This is a genomic window from Marinimicrobium sp. C6131, assembly GCF_026153455.1.
GTDB lineage: Bacteria > Pseudomonadota > Gammaproteobacteria > Pseudomonadales > Cellvibrionaceae > Marinimicrobium.
This window is the reverse complement of record NZ_CP110629.1, coordinates 3,511,918-3,527,242: the sequence shown is the minus strand read 5'-3', so window position 1 is coordinate 3,527,242 and position 15,325 is coordinate 3,511,918. Positions and strand designations below refer to the sequence as shown.

Sequence of the window (15,325 nt, the reverse complement as noted above, 5' to 3'; positions counted from 1 at the left end):
CAACGGGAGGCTGGGCCTCCCGTTGTTTCTGCGGTGTTGCCACCGCAGTGACCTGGTGTTCCGATCCGGGCCCGTTGCCCGGATGGACTACCCTTTAGAACTTATCATCGCTGTCGAAAAAGTCCCGCCCAAACAGGCTTCCGGGCGCGGGGTGATCCGGAACGGGCTCGGCCTTGGGCTTGTCGGCCGGCTCAATCAACTCCGTACTCTGATGACCGGGAACCGGCTCATGGGGATGCTCTTGCGCGGGCTGCACGGGAGGCGTTTCCGGGCTACGGTTCACTCCCGCGTTGCTTTCGCTGGTGGCTCCCGCTGCCGGGGTAGCGCGCTCTGACGCCGCCGGCTTCCGGCTCTCCGGCTTGGCCGACGCCTTCTTCACAGGCGCCTTTTTGGCCGCCGGTGCTTTCCTGGCAGCGGGTTTCTTTGCCGCCGCCTTCCTGGCTGGAGACTTTTTGGTGGTCGCCTTTTGGGGTGACTCCTGTTCCGTGGCCGGTGCCGTACTGGTGGCTTTCTTGCCAGCCGCTTTCCTGGCGGGGGTCTTTTTCGCCGGTGCCTTTTTGGCGGTGGTTTTGCTGGCGGTTTTCTTGCTGCTGGTCTTCTTGGTTCCGGCCTTCTTCTTGGTGGCCGCTTTCTTGGTCGCGGTTGTACTGGTAGTGGTGGCTTTGCTTGCGGCTTTCTTGCGGGGACTGCGCTTGCCAGCCGCTTTCTTTTTCATTTTTTTCTCAACCGCGCGGGTCGCCTTGCGAATTTCGCGAGCCAGTTGATCCGCCTGTTTCTTCTCAGCCTTGGCCGTGGCGAGCGCCTGCTTGGCCTCATCCAGCGTAATTTGCGCCGCACCCACCACCTTCTGTTGGGCGGCAACGGCATCGGCGGCTTTGCGCAACCGCTGCTGGGCGGCGGCGGTTTTCGCCTTGACCTTACCGGCCGCCACTTTCTTGCTGCGCAGCGTTTTCAGCTTGCGCTTGGCAGCATCCAGCGTCTTCTTCGCCTGGGTGACGGCTTTCTCGGTTTGAGTGAGTTTTTTGGCGCGAGCCTGGTCCAGCTGCGACTGGACTTTTTCGACCTGCTTTTCCAGATCGGTCACGCTGACGGTAGCTTTTTTCTTGGCGGCCATAGTGAAATTCCTGTGCAGTTGGAAAGTGAACGATTACCGGCGAGAACCTCTGCGGCTATTGTAGTATCGTCAGGCAAAAATGTGTATGGCAGCACCCCGATTTGGGCCAGATTGGCAAAAATTTCCGCCATTTAACGCATCCAGGGGAACCTAAACCACCCAAAGAGGACCAACAGGTTCTCATTGTGGCCAGTTAGCGCCGCAAAAAGGCGCCCATTGCCGCCCAAGTTGGGTTACCATGGAGCGCTCTTTGACACCGCTGGCTAAGCGGGCAGACTGACAAACCACTATAAAAGAAGGTGCAACGCATGAAACGCAATGTACGACTGATCGCGGGGCTGCTCGGTGCAACCGCTCTGATGGTTGGCTGTAATCAGGCCGAACCCGAGAATGAGCCTGCCAAACTCGAAACGCTGGAAGAGAAGGTCAACTATGTTTTCGGCACGAATCTGGCCGAAAATCTGGCTCAAGGCGGAGTGACAATTGAGCCCGACGCCTTTGCCCAGGCCCTGCGCGACAAGCGCGACGGCGTAGAACCACGCCTGAGCGAGGAAGAAATGCGCGAAGTGATGCAGACTTTCCAGGAACAGGAAATGGCCCGCCGCGAAGCCGAGCAAGAAGCGGCCGCGGAAACCAACAAGAAGGAAGCCGAAGCATTCTTCACCGAAAATGCCAGCGCCGAAGGCGTCAGCCAGACCGACAGCGGCCTTCAGTATAAGGTTCTGGAAGAAGGTGACGGCGCCAAGCCCGGAGCCGACGATACCGTGACCGTTCACTACCGCGGTCGCCTGCTGGATGGTACCGAATTTGACAGCTCCTACGAGCGCGATCAACCGGCCACCTTCGCACTGAACAGTGTCATTGCTGGCTGGACTGAAGCGCTTCAACTGATGTCGGAAGGCTCCAAGTACGAACTGTACATCCCCTCCGACCTGGCTTATGGCCCCGGCGGTAACGGTCCCATTCCACCCAATGCGGCACTCATTTTTGAGGTGGAACTGCTCGAGGTTGAAGACCAGGCCGACACCGGCAGTGAAGACGCTGAATAAGCGGAATTCAACTCGCACCCACAAAAAAGCCGCCCTGGACAAGGCGGCTTTTTTTATGCGCGGGGGAAACCGGTATCAATACGTCAGGTCGTGTACAAAACCATCGGAACTGAGTGCCCGGTAAACATCCGGGTTGTTGGTGAAGGCGAGGTCTATCACCGCCACCGCCGTCGGATGGAAGGCCTTTCTCTTGGGCAGTTGCCAACTGTAGACCACCGCCCGGCTCTGCAAGTCCCAAAGATCGACACGACCGGACGGTTGCCCGGTCAACAACCAGTCACCATCGTCACTGAATCGCGCCACGGTCACTTGGGTACCGCGCTTGACCCGCTCTTTGGGCAAAGGCAACTCCCAGACCAGGTCACCTTCCGAATTCCAGAGCCGAGGGCGTTCATAGCGTGCCGCGGAGAGCATTCTCCGGCCGTCCGGACTCATTGTCACGTACTGCACGGGGGATTCGTGCTGCTGATGCGCAATGGCGTCGCCGGTCTCGAGATCCCACAACGTCGAGGTTCCCGCATCGGATCCGGTCAGTGCGCGAGCGCCATCAACGCTCAGCGCCACCGTCGAGACCCGGTCACTGTGATGCAGGTTGCGGATGATACCGCCACGGCGGACGTTGTACAGTGAGGCGCGGTGATCGGCCAACCCCAACAGCGCGCGCTCCCCTTCGGGCCCCAGCTCGCTGGCCAGAATCTCCGACGGGCTGCTCCAGTATTGTTCGGCTTGACCGCTCTGGCGATTCCAGAGCACCAACGTGCGCTCATCGGTGGTGAGGGCGTAGTTGCCCTCGGGAGAGAAACTCGCGCTGGTGATCAGGGTGACGCTGTCAGCCTTGTGGTTCCAGTCATAGCGCCGCTCATCCGAGTCGAGCGCCCAGAGGCTGCCCCCCTGATAACCCGACCCCACAACGGCCCAGGCACCGTCCCGGGACAAGGCACCCGACTGGACACTGCGTGAGGCCACCTCAAGACTGTCCAAAGGCTCTGCCGGTCGGTCGCACCCGGTGAGCACCATGCCAATGAGCGAGCAAAGCCCCAGGCGGGAAAGATGACGAATCACGGATTCAGCATTGCGCATAGGCGGGACTCGCTCGCATCGGTGGCCGGCGATCAGGCCACCAGGTCTTTGTGTGCCGTGTGCAGCACGGCAATCATGCGGTCTTCAGCGGTAAACCGGGTCTCCAGCGTTTCACCCAGTGTTGACAGATCCCGGTCCAACGCTTCCAGATCGTCGGTTTCCAGGTATTTGTCGTTGAAATCCAGTACTTCCTGAGTGGTCAAATCCACCACTTTGAACAGCTGGCTGGCCTCTTTCAGCGCATCCTCATCGTCGAATTCACGCCCTTCCTTGATCAGTTGGTCATACACTTCAAAGTGCCCTGCCGAGACGTAATCCACCATGATTTCGCACAGGTGGCGCAACTTGTGACCGCGCAACTCATCGCTGGCCTCTCCGGCTTTGAGCGCACTGAGATCGCAGAACTGGACCAGCATTTTGCGCCGCTCTTCCAGCCAGCGATCAATGATCGTACTGACGCCGCCCCAGCGCTCTTTCGCATCTTTACAATTGTCTAACATAACCCGTCCTTAACCGAGTGAAATATCGCCGCCCGATTCAGCGACGACGCAGGGCCTGCCATAAATGCGCAAGCCCCAGTAGTATAAATCCAATGAGAGTCCAGCCGGGAATACTGATCCCGAACAGCGACCAGGCCACTTCCGCACAGTTGCCGTCACCGGTGAGCATGACCCGCAGGGCATCCAGTAGCGGGAACGTATCCAAAATGTAATCCACCCCGGGGCCACAGGCCGGCACTTCGCTGGCGGGGAGGCTCTGGAGCCACAACTGGCGACTCGACACGGCGCCACCGGCCACCGCCGATAGCACCCCCAACCCCGCGTATATGCCCCGCCCGATTCGACCCGGATGGTGCACAAACGCCACCAGAGCCCACACCCCGACCAGAATGACAAAAATGCGCTGGCTGACACACAGCGGACAGGGCTCCAACCCCATGGCGTGCTCCATATAAAGCGCAACGGCCATCATGGCCACCACCGCAAGCACGATGAGCAGGTTGGTCATACGAATGGTCAATGGCATAATCGTTTCTCGTGGGGCCATCACAAGGCGCTATCAGTGCGCCGCCTTTAGGCTACAATGGTACGCAATAACGCCCTGAGCGCGCCACCATTTAGCGCACAGATTCCCGAATTGGATCACCGGTAGGTTTCGATGTCGATCTGCAAACATACGTCTCTCAGACTGTCGACGGTTTTTTTCCTTTCATTGGCACTCAGCATCGGTCTGCTATTGAGTTGGTCTGTCAGCGCCCAGGACGACGAGCTGGAGGATGGCGAACTCTACGTGCCGCTGAGTGAGCCACTGGTGGTCAACTACGGGGGACCGGGACGACTCAAGTACTTGCGTGCCGAAATTTCCCTGCGTCTTGATAAATCCCGGGATGCCAGCGTGATCCGTCACCACATGCCGCTGATACGCCACCACCTGGTCATGTTGTTCAGTCGTCAGGGGGAAGAGGAGATCAACACCCAGAGCGGCCGCGAGCAACTTCGCCAGACGGCCCTGGCGGAAACCAATGCGTTACTCGCGCAGGAGGAAGGCCGGGAGGATGTCGTCCGCGACCTGTTGTTCCGGAACTTTGTCGTACAACGCTGAGGGCTTCGATGGCCGGTGTTAAGCCTCGGGAACGGGAGCCGCGCAACCGCAATCCTGATACTGGCGGTAATAGTTGGCCAGGTAGTCTTCAAAGCTGAGCTGATCCTCCGCCTCGACGGCTTCCTGGTCGCTCAGTGACTGCTCCGCCATCCGCGTGTAGGCGGCCTGCCGCTCCGGATCCAGCGGACGGCGCAGGAACACCTCCCGATGCTGCTCGGCCAGCCCCATGGCGTGGCGGAAAAAGGTCAGCTTCTCCCGGCGCATATCCTCCAGAACCCGGGCCGAGGGCGTCAGGGCCGGGTCGTCCACCTTACGACGCTGCTGCGCCACCGCCGCCCGGAAGTGCCCATCACCGGCATTCAGATCCAGCAGACCCGCGCAGGCGTCCATCTCTTGCAGCAGCGTCCCGGCCCACTCGGCCATTGCCACTTCACCTTCATCCCGGCATAAGGTCAGGCCGGGTTCACGGCCACGGTACACAACCCGCGCCTGATTTTCCTGAATGTTGCGGTACTCCTGATCGCCGGCTTTCGGGCTCGGTGCCAGCAGGCAATGCAGCAGGAAGGCATCCAGAAAGTGAATCTGCTCGGCACTGATACCCAGGGGTTCATAGGGGTTCAGGTCCACACAGCGCACCTCAACGTACTCAACTCCGCGCAGCCGAAGCGCCTGCAGTGCCGTTTCTCCGCGTCGTGTGGTGCGTTTGGGGCGCACACTGCTGTAAAACTCGTTCTCGATCTGCAGCAGACTGGTGTTGAGCTGCTGATACTCGCCGTCCGCATCCTTCACCCCCACCGCCTGATAGGCCGGATGAGGCTGCGTGATGGCTTTGCACAGAGTCTGAAGATAGGAGGGCAGATCGTTGTAGCAGACAATCATCTGTTGCTGGGCATCGCTCTGGTACCCCAGATCCCCCATGCGCAACGAGGTGGCGTAAGGGGCGTGCAAGGTGTGCTCATCGCCCTCGAACGGCACCAGTTTGTGGGGCCGGTTGCGCACGAATGAACGGCATACCGCAGGCGCCGCACCGAACAGATAGATCAACAGCCAGGAATAGCGCCGGAAGTTGCGGATCAGGTCGAAGTAACGCCGGGTTTTGAAATCCTGCAAGGTGCCGGTATCGCCCTCCTCTTGCTGCAGCGTTTGCCAGAAATCGTCGGGCAGTGAAAAGTTGTAATGCACCCCGGCAATGGTCTGCATGACCCGTCCGTAGCGATGGGCCAACCCCAGACGGTACACGGTTTTCATCTTGCCACTGTTGGACGTCCCGTAGCGGGCCACCGGCACGCCCTCTTCGCCTTTGAGCGCACAGGGCATACTCGTGGGCCACAGCAGCTCCCGCTCCAGCACACTGTATGTGTAACGGTGGATATCATCCAGTTGATTGAGCAGCGCGTCGACCCGGGTGAACGGCTCGGTAATGAACTCCAGCAACGCCTCACTGTAATCCGTCGTGATATGCGGGTGCGTCAGCGCCGACCCCAACCCCTTCGGGTGGGCGAACTGGGACAGCTCGCCCTCGGGCGTCACCCGCAGACTCTCTTTTTCCACGCCCCGGCGGATACCGCCCAGCGTCTGGTTGGCCGTTGACGCAAAGTGCGTCAGGAGATGGCGGAATCGCTCGGAATGGGACAAGATTGGCTCCTTTACAGCACGAACCGGCCGGAATTGAAAACGCGTTAGTCTTCTGCCTCGTGGGCGGACTCAGGGGAGTCGGATGACGCCTCCGGCGCCAGTTCGGCACTGTCAGCCCGAACCGGTTTTACTCGGGCCCGTGGCGGCGGCATGTCATCGACTGCCAGCACCGGCAGGCCGCGCTCATCGGGCTGACAGGGCAGAATATGAATCCGCTGCTCAAAATCCTTGGCACTCACCTCCACCTTCAGGTTGATGGCTTCGTCCTTGTGAGGCGTCTTGTACAGGGCGCCGCGGTCCCGACCGTCCAGCCAATCCTTTTGCTTGCCCAGAAAATACCCATGCTGATTGCGCAGAATATACAGCTCTGTCATTGATCACCTTGCAGTCGTCACTCAACGTCACTGGACGGAGGGGCGTGCGGAGCCTGACCTCCGCCGAAACGGGAATTGTTCAGTGTTAGGGCTTTGAGTGCAAGGGGTTTTTACCAAACCGCCGTTCAAGTGGCGTCACGTTTGGCCATATACCCCAAATGGGCGATGCCGCCCTATCTCGCCTGCACTAGACTGCCACGAGGAGTTTAGCGACAACTTCGCGCCCGGAGCCGCTGTTCCGCTCCTTCGGCAGCGACAGGGACCCGTCCGGACCGGGATTCGGTACCGACCTTTTATAACTCTATTGGAGCCAGATCATGCTTTTATTCCTTCGAACCTTACTGTTGAGCTTCGCCTTGCTGACACTCGCTGCCTGCGGCGGTGGCAGCGACGGTGACACCACCCCACCGCCCAACGACGACGGTGGCGGCAATGACAACGACGATGACAATGACGACGGGAGCGATGACGATGACGGCACGGGTGACGACGAACCCACCGCCGGCAGCCGTACCGGCACCTTTGTCGACAGCGCGGTCGCCGGTATCACTTTCACCAACCAGCCCAGCGGCATCACCGGTACCACCGACGCCCAGGGCCGCTTTACCTTCGAGCCCGGCGACGAAGTCACCTTCTCTATCGGCGATCTCAGCCTGCCCCCGACAACCGCCCGCGGCGTGGTCACGCCACTGACCATCGCCGGCACCGATGAACCCACCGATGTGGTGGCGACCAATATCGCCCGCCTGCTGCAGACCCTCGATTTTGACGGCGATGCCAGCAATGGCATCGATATCGCCAGCGGTGCCGCCGAGGTGGCCACCGCCGTGGACTTCTCAGCCGACGATTTCGATGCCCAGGTGGCCGATCTGGTCGCCAACTCCGGCAGCAGCAACACCACGCTGGTGTCCGCCGAGGACGCGCAGGCTCATCTGCAGGCCTCAATCGCCGATGTCCGCGACCAGGCCGTGGGTAGCTGGTATTACGTCGACACCTCGGCGGCGAATGTGGAAGAACAGTTTGTGATCGTACTGACCCTGTTCGCCGACGGTCGCTTCGCCATATTTAACGACGAAGACTGGCCGGAAATGGATGGCTTCGAAGTCGGTGATATCGACTGGAACATCAACAACGGCCAGGTCACCCTGTCGAACGTGCGCGACTACAACGGCGAGATTGGCCTATCCGGCGGCACCTGCGCTTCAGAGGAAGACAGCCTGTTTACCTTCGATCTGGTCACGGGCGCCACCCCGGGCGATGACAAATTGCTGCTGGGCGCCGATACCGGCGTCGGCGAGAATTGCGACGAAGCCGAGGGCGACGGCAACGTCGTGATCGAGTTCAGCCGGTTGTACAGCGACACCGACGGTCGGGTGGGCACCTGGTTTATGGAAGACGCCGACGAATTCCTGCTTCTGCATCTTTTTGCCGATGGCATGTTCGCCTACCTGGAAGAGGATACCGACCCACAGACCCTGTCAGCCGGGATTGAGCGCGGCTCCTACAGCATTGAGGCCGAGACCAACGCCGTCACCTGGACCGTGGAGACCGACACCAATGGCGACAGCGGTTTCTCCCACCCCTGCCCCGACCTGTCGGCCGGAGAAACCACCTGCGGCCCCGACGGGGGGGATATCGTGGAAACCCTGACCTTCGACGCCGACAACAATGCTCTGGTGTTCGGAACCAATGACCCCGCCGAAGAGCCGGAAGCATTTTCCCGGATAGGCCCCACCGGAGTGGAAGTGGGCACGAGTGGCGACAGCGGCAGTGGCGACGATACCGCCCTGGATATCAGCGGCACCTGGACCTTTGAGATCAATGACTCTACAGAGGTGGCCGAGTGCGAGGACGATCGCACCGAGAACTTTGTCGTTGTGCAGACCGGTACCGACCTGGAGGTCACCGACGAGGGCGGCCACAGCTACAGTGGCAGCCTCTCCGGCGACGCTCTGGTATGGTCCGGCAGCTACCCGGAGGACGGCGGCACCAGCGAAACCAGCCTGGAGGCCACCGTTGCCGTCGACAGCAATGGCGCCATGAGCATGTCCGGTTCCAGTAGCTGGAGCTTTACCCTGGACGGTGAAACCGATCCATACTGCTCCGGCACCAGCACTTTCACCGGCACACTCAACTAACCACGGAATGAGCGGGCGCGGGTAAGACCCCGCGCCCCGACGTCTGCGGTATATCTTCCCCTCTCGCCCGACATGAAAACGTTTCTATTTTTTTGACCAAATCACTTGCCAAGCACCCAAAAGCGGGTTCATAATCTGCACCATTCAGTGTCTTTACGACCATAAGTCGAAATGGCAACGTTTTCATAAACGTTTTTGTAACAGTGCCATTCCGGCCGGGGCGTCAAAGCACACAACGCTAACGGAGCGAAACCGTGTCAATCAAGCAAGTGGCCAAATTGGCCGGGGTATCCATCTCCACGGTATCCCGGTGCCTGAACAGCCCTGACCAGGTCAAACCCAAGACCCTGGCGGCGGTTCAGTCGGCTATTGAGGCCACCGGCTACGCCCCCAATGCCCTGGCCCGCAACTTCCGTCGGGGCAAAACCGGCCTGGTATTGGTGGTGCTCCAGTCCGTGGGGCTACCCTTCTGGGAAGGTGTGATGCGCGGCATCAACGGGGTCGCCCGGGAAACCGGCTATTCGATCCTGATCCGGGAGACCGCCAGCAGCCAGCCCGAGCTGGACGACTACTGCAAGATGGTCATGTCCAAGGAGGCCGACGGCATCATCGTGCTCGCCAGTCCCTCGCCTCTCTCCGGCACCAGCCAGTACTCCACCCAGGCACGGCGCACCCCGATCGTGCTCGGCTGCGAAAACGTCACCGACGAAATGGTCCATATTCCCAGCGTGCGGGTCGACAACCGCCGCGCCGCGAGCGAGGCCACCCAGTATCTGCTCCAGCTCGGCCACCAGCGCATCGGCTTTATCGCCGGTTCGCGCGGTTCACTACTGACCCGGGACCGGGAGCGCGGCTACCTCGACGCCATGAAAGCCAGCCCCCAGGGCGAACACCGGGATTGGGTGGTCAACGGCGACCAGACCATCGACGGGGCGCGCCGGGCCACCCGCAAGCTGCTCAGCCTGCCCGAGGCACCCACCGCCATTTTCTGCGCCAATGATGAAATGGCCATGGCGGCGATCTATGAAATCAAGCGCCGGGGATTGCGCGTCCCCGAGGACATTTCGGTGGTCGGTTTCGATGACACCCGCTATGCGGCCATCATGGATCCGCCCCTGACCACGGTGGTGCAGCCCACGGAAGAGATCGGCGAGCGCACCATGCGCCGGCTGATCAGCGCCATTGAGGGCCACGATATTGGCGAGGCACCGGAAATCGTGGAGCACCGGCTGATAGTGCGGGATTCCACGGCGCCACCGCGCTCCGATACCTCCGGCCAGGCTCAGAGTCAGTCGGCGGAACGGATGGTCTAAATCGAACAACACCGATTTACTGGTAGTCAACTAAACTATAAGATGGGCGGCAAGCGGCTCAAACCCAACAAACAAAAGAGTAGAACTATGTACTTTTTAGGATTAGACATCGGCAGCTCCTCGGTCAAACTGGCCGTCATCAACGGCGAAACCGGCGAACGTGTGGCAAATGCCACCTACCCGCCCCAGGAAATGACCATCAGCGCGCCCCAGTCCGGCTGGGCGGAACAGTCCCCGGAAGCCTGGTGGGACGCGGTGCGTCAGGGCTGCGCCCAGATGTGGGCCGAGCATCCCGAAGCGAAAGACAAGATCGGCGCCATCGGTATTTCCTACCAGATGCACGGTCTGGTGGCCGTCGATGCGCAAGGCGAGGTATTGCGTCCTTCCATCATCTGGTGTGACAGCCGCGCGGTCGCCACCGGCGAGAAAGCCTTTGACGAATTGGGCAAAGACTGGTGCATGGAGCACCTGCTCAACTCCCCGGGCAACTTTACCGCCGCCAAGCTGCGCTGGGTGCAGGAAAACGAGCCGGACACCTACGCCAAAATCGACAAGATTCTGCTGCCCGGCGACTACATCGCCTACAAACTGAGCGGCGAGTGCACCACTACCGCCTCCGGTCTGTCCGAAGGCGTGTTCTGGGACTTTGCCGAGAACAAGGCCTCCGACAAGCTGCTCAAGCACTGGCATATCGACCCCAGCCTGTTGGCCAGACAGGTCCCGAACCTGGGCGTGCAGGGCGAGGTGAACGAACAGGCGGCGCGCGAGCTGGGCATCAACCCGGGCGCCAAAATCGCCTTCCGCGCCGGCGACCAGGTGGCCAATGCCATGAGCCTGAACGTGCTGGAGCCGGGCGATGTGGCCACCACCGCCGGCACCTCCGGCGTGGTCTATGCGGTCACCGACAAGAACATTGCCGACCCGGATCAGCGCATCAACACTTTCCGCCACGTCAACAAAGGCGAGGCCGAGGTGCACAAGGGCCTGCTGGCCTGTATCAACGGCGCGGGCCGGATGAACAGCTGGCTGCGCGGTGTGCTGAGCACCGGTGGGGAAGTCTCCTACCCGAAACTGAACGAGCTGGGCGAATCCGTGGCACCTGGCAGTGACGGCCTGAACGTCTATCCTTTCGGGAACGGTGCCGAGCGGATCATGCGCAACAAGCTTCTGTCCGCCCAGATGGATGGCCTGGACCTGAACCGTCACAGCGTCAACCACATCGCCCGGGCCACCCAGGAAGGCGTGGCCTATGCCATGAACCTGGGCTTTGATCTGATCAAGGGCCTGGGGGCGGAAACCCGGGTGGTACGCGCCGGGCACAGCAACATGTTTTTGAGTCCGATTTTCAGCAGCGCCTTTGTCAACCTGACCGGCGCACCGCTGGAACTGTATCAGACCGACAGCGCCGAGGGCGTCGCCCGGGCCGCGGCCTGGGGCTGCGATTACTACACCTCCCGCGAGGATGTGTTCCGCACCCTGACCCGCAAGGCGATTCTCGAGCCGGAGGCGGCGCTGCAATCCCGTTACCAGGAGCTCTATGGCCACTGGCGCGACGCGGTCGAACGCCGCCTTGCCGAGGCCCGATAAGGACACCCGAAACCGGGCGGTGGCCCAACCGCCGCCCACCTCTTTTCACACAAAGCACAAAAGGTCATTACCATGAGCATCACCCTAGGCGATAAAGAGTATTTCCCCGGCGTTGGCAAAATTGCCTACGAAGGCCCCGAGTCCGACAACCCCTTCGCGTTCCAGTATTACGACGAGAACCGCGTAGTGGCCGGCAAGACCATGAAAGAGCACTTCCGCTTTGCCGTGTGCTACTGGCACACCTTCTGCGGCGCGGGCCACGACCCCTTCGGCCCCGGCCCCTTCCACTTCCCCTGGAGCGAAGGCAAGGACCACGAAACCCGCACCCGCATGAAGCTGGACGCGGCGTTCGAATTCTTCACCAAGCTGGGCGTGCCCTACTACTGCTTCCACGATGTGGACGTCATTGAAGAGGGTGATTCCCGCGCGGAGACCCAGAAGCGTCTGCAGAACTGGGTCGAGCTGGCCAAGGAAAAGCAGAAAGAATCCGGCGTGAAGCTGCTGTGGGGCACCTCCAACCTGTTCAGCAACCCGCGTTTCATGAACGGCGCTTCCACCAACCCGGACTTCGACGTGGTCGCTTTCGCTGGCGCCCAGTTGAAAGACGCGATGGACGCAACCATTGCTCTGGACGGTGAGAACTACGTGTTCTGGGGCGGCCGCGAAGGTTACATGAGCCTGCTCAACACCGACATGAAGCGCGAGCAGGAGCACCTGGCCCGCTTCCTGACCATGGCCCGCGACTACGGCCGCAAGAACGGCTTCAAGGGTAACTTCCTGATCGAGCCCAAGCCGATGGAGCCCACCAAGCACCAGTACGATTTCGACAGCGAAACCGTCATCGGCTTCCTGCGTCATCACGGCCTGGACAAAGACTTCAAACTGAACATCGAAACCAACCACGCCACTCTGGCCCAGCACACCATGGACCACGAAATGCAGGCCGCCGCCAACGCCGGCATGCTCGGTTCCATCGATGCCAACCGCGGTGACTACCAGAACAGCTGGGACACCGACCAGTTCCCGTACAACATCAACGAAACCGTTGAAATGATGCTGGTTCTGCTGCGCCACGGCGGCTTCCAGGGCGGCGGCGTCAACTTCGATGCCAAGCGTCGTCGCAACTCCACCGACCTGAACGACACCTTCCACGGTCACATCGGCGGTATGGACGTGTTCGCCCGCTCTCTGTTGATTGCCGACGACCTGATCCAGAAGTCGCCGCTGGAGAAAATGCGCGCCGAGCGTTATGCCTCTTTCGACAACGGCAAAGGTGCCGACTTCGAGCAGGGCAAACTCACTCTGGAGCAACTGGCCGAGATTGGCAACGCCCTGGGCGAGCCCAAGCAGATCAGTGGCCAGCAGGAGCTGTACGAAAATATCATCAACCGTTTCGTACGCTAAGCAGAACCCCTATCGCTGCCCCACCATAGGCTTGCGATAGGCAGCCAGAGCGAGGGGGCGGCATTTTCTGAAACGCTCGCTTCAGGGAAGAAGCGAGCGAGCTACAGGGACGTATTCATGTGTTTTCAGACAATGCCGCCCCCTCGCTCCGGTTTCAGACCTTCAACCCAACTTGATGGAGAACCGACACCCAAAAAAGACACGCACGAAAAGCAACACCACTATATACAACGATAAAACCAGACACTGGTTAACCAAAAACATGAGAGAGAAAAACAATGAAAACATGGCTATCCCTTGCCGGGGCAGCGCTGCTATTGGGCGCCTGCACATCGGCCAACAACCCTCATCAAACCCAAACCGACGCCGAAGACTGTAGCCCTTACCTCGGCAACCCCTACGTCAAACACTGTCAACAGTGGGAGACCACCCACGAAGGTCAACGTCAGGCGGATCTCGGTGATGGCACTTATCTGAACCCCATCATGTCCGGCGATCGCCCCGACCCGAGTATTCTCAAAGACGGCGACGACTACTACATGACCTTTTCCTCGTTTGAGGCCTACCCGGCCCTGACGATCTGGCACTCCAAAGATCTGGTGAACTGGGAACCCGTCGGCCCCGCCCTGACCGAATACGTCGGCAGCATCTGGGCGCCGGAGCTGACCAAGCACGACGGACGCTACTACCTGTACATTCCGGCCAAGTTCCCGGGCAACAACAATATCTACGTGGTCTATGCGGACAATATCGAAGGCCCCTGGTCCGATCCGATCGCGCTGGATAACGATCTGATCGACCCGGGTCACGCCGTGGGCGAAGACGGCAAACGCTACCTGTTCCTGTCCGCCGGATATCGTGTGCCGCTGTCGGATGATGGCCTGAGCATCACCGGCGACATGGAACACGTCTATGACGCCTGGGACTACCCGGAGCACTGGGATGTGGAGTGCGACTGCCAGGAAGGCCCCAAGATCATGCAGCACGGCGGCTACTACCATATGATCACCGCCGTCGGCGGCACCGCCGGTCCGCCCACCGGCCACATGGTGATTCACGCCCGCTCGAAGTCCATCCATGGTCCCTGGGAAGACTCTCCCCACAACCCGATTGTGCGCACCGAGAGCGCTGCGGAAAAATGGTGGTCGCGCGGTCACGCCACCCTGGTGGAGGGCCCCACCGACGGCGACTGGTACATGATGTACCACGGCTATGAAAACGGCTATTACACTCTGGGTCGTCAGACTCTGATGGAACCCGTGGAGTGGACCGACGATGGCTGGCTGGTCACCAGAGGCTACGATATGAGCCAGCCCATCCCCAAGCCCGAAGGCGGCACCGCCATCAAGCATGGTATCCCTCTCTCGGATGATTTCACCACCAACAAGTTCGGTATCCAGTACAGTTTTTTCCGAGGGGATATTTCCGAAAACGAACGGGTGCACTACGACCACGACGCTGGCGTTCTGGAGCTGGAGGCCAAGGGCGACTCACCCAGCAACAGCTCGCCTCTGACCTTCATTGCCGGCGATCACTCTTACCAGTTTGAAGTCGACATCGATTTTGATGAGGGCGCACAGGCCGGAGCCATGGTGTTCTACAATGACAGGCTCTACGCCGGTGTGGGCGTCAACAAGGCGCATTTCGTCCTGCACCGCTACGGTATGGACCAGCGTACCGCGCCCAAGCCCGAAGGCATGGATACCCAACTGCGGATGCGGATCACCAATGACCGGCACATTCTCACCATCCATACCAGCACCGATGGCGGCGAAACCTGGATCAAATATCCGACCCAGATGGAAGTCTCCGGTTACCATCACAATGTGGCGTACGGGTTTATGAGTCTGCGCCCGGCGATCTACGCCTCCGGAGAGGGCAAAGTGCGCTTCAGCAACATGGTGTATCGCGCTCTGCCCTGATAAGCTACACCCGCGCCCGGCTCCACAGACAGACAATAATGGCCGGGCGCACAGGGGCTGATCGGGGGACCACGCGCCCCCCGATCAGCCCCGGGTCAACATGGGGC

General features: G+C 60.4%; 13 protein-coding genes. 7 read left to right on the top strand and 6 right to left on the bottom strand.

Annotated elements, in window-relative coordinates:
• Nucleotides 1-94: 94 nt before the first annotated feature.
• Nucleotides 95-1,114, bottom strand: a complete 1,020-nt coding sequence (locus OOT55_RS15105; protein ID WP_265366673.1) for a histidine kinase — start codon at nt 1,112-1,114, stop codon at nt 95-97.
• A gap of 308 nt (nt 1,115-1,422) precedes the next feature.
• Here OOT55_RS15105 and OOT55_RS15100 point away from each other — a divergent pair, with 308 nt between their 5' ends.
• The gene (locus tag OOT55_RS15100) at nt 1,423-2,163 is read left to right on the top strand and encodes an FKBP-type peptidyl-prolyl cis-trans isomerase (RefSeq protein WP_265366672.1); all 741 of its coding nucleotides are present in this window, start codon (nt 1,423-1,425) and stop codon (nt 2,161-2,163) included.
• A gap of 75 nt (nt 2,164-2,238) precedes the next feature.
• Here OOT55_RS15100 and OOT55_RS15095 read toward each other — a convergent pair whose 3' ends face one another.
• Genes OOT55_RS15095 through OOT55_RS15085 form a run of 3 tightly spaced genes read right to left on the bottom strand, consistent with a single transcriptional unit; the run spans nt 2,239 to nt 4,269 of the window.
• A complete protein-coding gene (locus OOT55_RS15095; protein ID WP_265366671.1) occupies nt 2,239-3,243 on the bottom strand; it encodes a WD40 repeat domain-containing protein in 1,005 nt (334 codons plus the stop codon).
• A 32-nt stretch (nt 3,244-3,275) separates the two neighbouring features.
• Entirely contained in the window at nt 3,276-3,743 is a 468-nt protein-coding gene (gene rsd, locus OOT55_RS15090) for a sigma D regulator (RefSeq protein ID WP_265366670.1), read from the bottom strand.
• A gap of 37 nt (nt 3,744-3,780) precedes the next feature.
• The gene (locus tag OOT55_RS15085; RefSeq protein WP_265366669.1) at nt 3,781-4,269 is read right to left on the bottom strand and encodes a disulfide bond formation protein B; all 489 of its coding nucleotides are present in this window, start codon (nt 4,267-4,269) and stop codon (nt 3,781-3,783) included.
• Between the two features lie 132 nt (nt 4,270-4,401).
• Between OOT55_RS15085 and OOT55_RS15080 the strand changes: the two genes are divergently transcribed.
• Nucleotides 4,402-4,845: a flagellar basal body-associated FliL family protein gene (locus OOT55_RS15080; RefSeq protein WP_265366668.1), complete on the top strand. Its 444-nt coding sequence runs from the start codon at nt 4,402-4,404 to the stop codon at nt 4,843-4,845.
• A gap of 18 nt (nt 4,846-4,863) precedes the next feature.
• Here the strand turns inward: OOT55_RS15080 and gshA are convergent, their stop codons facing one another.
• A complete protein-coding gene (gshA, locus tag OOT55_RS15075) occupies nt 4,864-6,480 on the bottom strand; it encodes a glutamate--cysteine ligase (protein WP_265366667.1) in 1,617 nt (538 codons plus the stop codon).
• A gap of 44 nt (nt 6,481-6,524) precedes the next feature.
• The gene (locus OOT55_RS15070; RefSeq protein WP_265366666.1) at nt 6,525-6,854 is read right to left on the bottom strand and encodes a hypothetical protein; all 330 of its coding nucleotides are present in this window, start codon (nt 6,852-6,854) and stop codon (nt 6,525-6,527) included.
• A gap of 317 nt (nt 6,855-7,171) precedes the next feature.
• Here OOT55_RS15070 and OOT55_RS15065 point away from each other — a divergent pair, with 317 nt between their 5' ends.
• The 5 genes from OOT55_RS15065 to OOT55_RS15045 all read left to right on the top strand — a co-directional run bounded on the left by OOT55_RS15065 (nt 7,172) and on the right by OOT55_RS15045 (nt 15,218).
• A complete protein-coding gene (locus tag OOT55_RS15065) occupies nt 7,172-8,992 on the top strand; it encodes a hypothetical protein (RefSeq protein WP_265366665.1) in 1,821 nt (606 codons plus the stop codon).
• 254 nt (nt 8,993-9,246) lie between these two features.
• Entirely contained in the window at nt 9,247-10,305 is a 1,059-nt protein-coding gene (locus OOT55_RS15060) for a LacI family DNA-binding transcriptional regulator (protein ID WP_265366664.1), read from the top strand.
• Nucleotides 10,306-10,392: 87 nt separating this feature from the next.
• Nucleotides 10,393-11,892: a xylulokinase gene (locus OOT55_RS15055; protein ID WP_265366663.1), complete on the top strand. Its 1,500-nt coding sequence runs from the start codon at nt 10,393-10,395 to the stop codon at nt 11,890-11,892.
• A gap of 72 nt (nt 11,893-11,964) precedes the next feature.
• The gene (gene xylA / locus OOT55_RS15050; RefSeq protein WP_265366662.1) at nt 11,965-13,296 is read left to right on the top strand and encodes a xylose isomerase; all 1,332 of its coding nucleotides are present in this window, start codon (nt 11,965-11,967) and stop codon (nt 13,294-13,296) included.
• 278 nt (nt 13,297-13,574) lie between these two features.
• Complete coding sequence (locus tag OOT55_RS15045) at nt 13,575-15,218, top strand: family 43 glycosylhydrolase (protein WP_265366661.1); 1,644 nt, start codon at nt 13,575-13,577, stop codon at nt 15,216-15,218.
• The last annotated feature ends 107 nt before the right edge of the window (nt 15,219-15,325 follow it).

Bases quoted from the DNA above. Each gene is read 5' to 3' on its own strand.
- OOT55_RS15105 (WP_265366673.1), bottom strand. From the start codon at position 1,114: ATGGCCGCCAAGAAAAAAGCTACCGTCAGCGTGACCGATCTGGAAAAG.
- OOT55_RS15100 (WP_265366672.1), top strand. From the start codon at position 1,423: ATGAAACGCAATGTACGACTGATCGCGGGGCTGCTCGGTGCAACCGCT.
- OOT55_RS15095 (WP_265366671.1), bottom strand. From the start codon at position 3,243: ATGCGCAATGCTGAATCCGTGATTCGTCATCTTTCCCGCCTGGGGCTT.
- rsd (WP_265366670.1), bottom strand. From the start codon at position 3,743: ATGTTAGACAATTGTAAAGATGCGAAAGAGCGCTGGGGCGGCGTCAGT.
- OOT55_RS15085 (WP_265366669.1), bottom strand. From the start codon at position 4,269: ATGCCATTGACCATTCGTATGACCAACCTGCTCATCGTGCTTGCGGTG.
- OOT55_RS15080 (WP_265366668.1), top strand. From the start codon at position 4,402: ATGTCGATCTGCAAACATACGTCTCTCAGACTGTCGACGGTTTTTTTC.
- OOT55_RS15070 (WP_265366666.1), bottom strand. From the start codon at position 6,854: ATGACAGAGCTGTATATTCTGCGCAATCAGCATGGGTATTTTCTGGGC.
- OOT55_RS15065 (WP_265366665.1), top strand. From the start codon at position 7,172: ATGCTTTTATTCCTTCGAACCTTACTGTTGAGCTTCGCCTTGCTGACA.
- OOT55_RS15055 (WP_265366663.1), top strand. From the start codon at position 10,393: ATGTACTTTTTAGGATTAGACATCGGCAGCTCCTCGGTCAAACTGGCC.
- xylA (WP_265366662.1), top strand. From the start codon at position 11,965: ATGAGCATCACCCTAGGCGATAAAGAGTATTTCCCCGGCGTTGGCAAA.
- OOT55_RS15045 (WP_265366661.1), top strand. From the start codon at position 13,575: ATGAAAACATGGCTATCCCTTGCCGGGGCAGCGCTGCTATTGGGCGCC.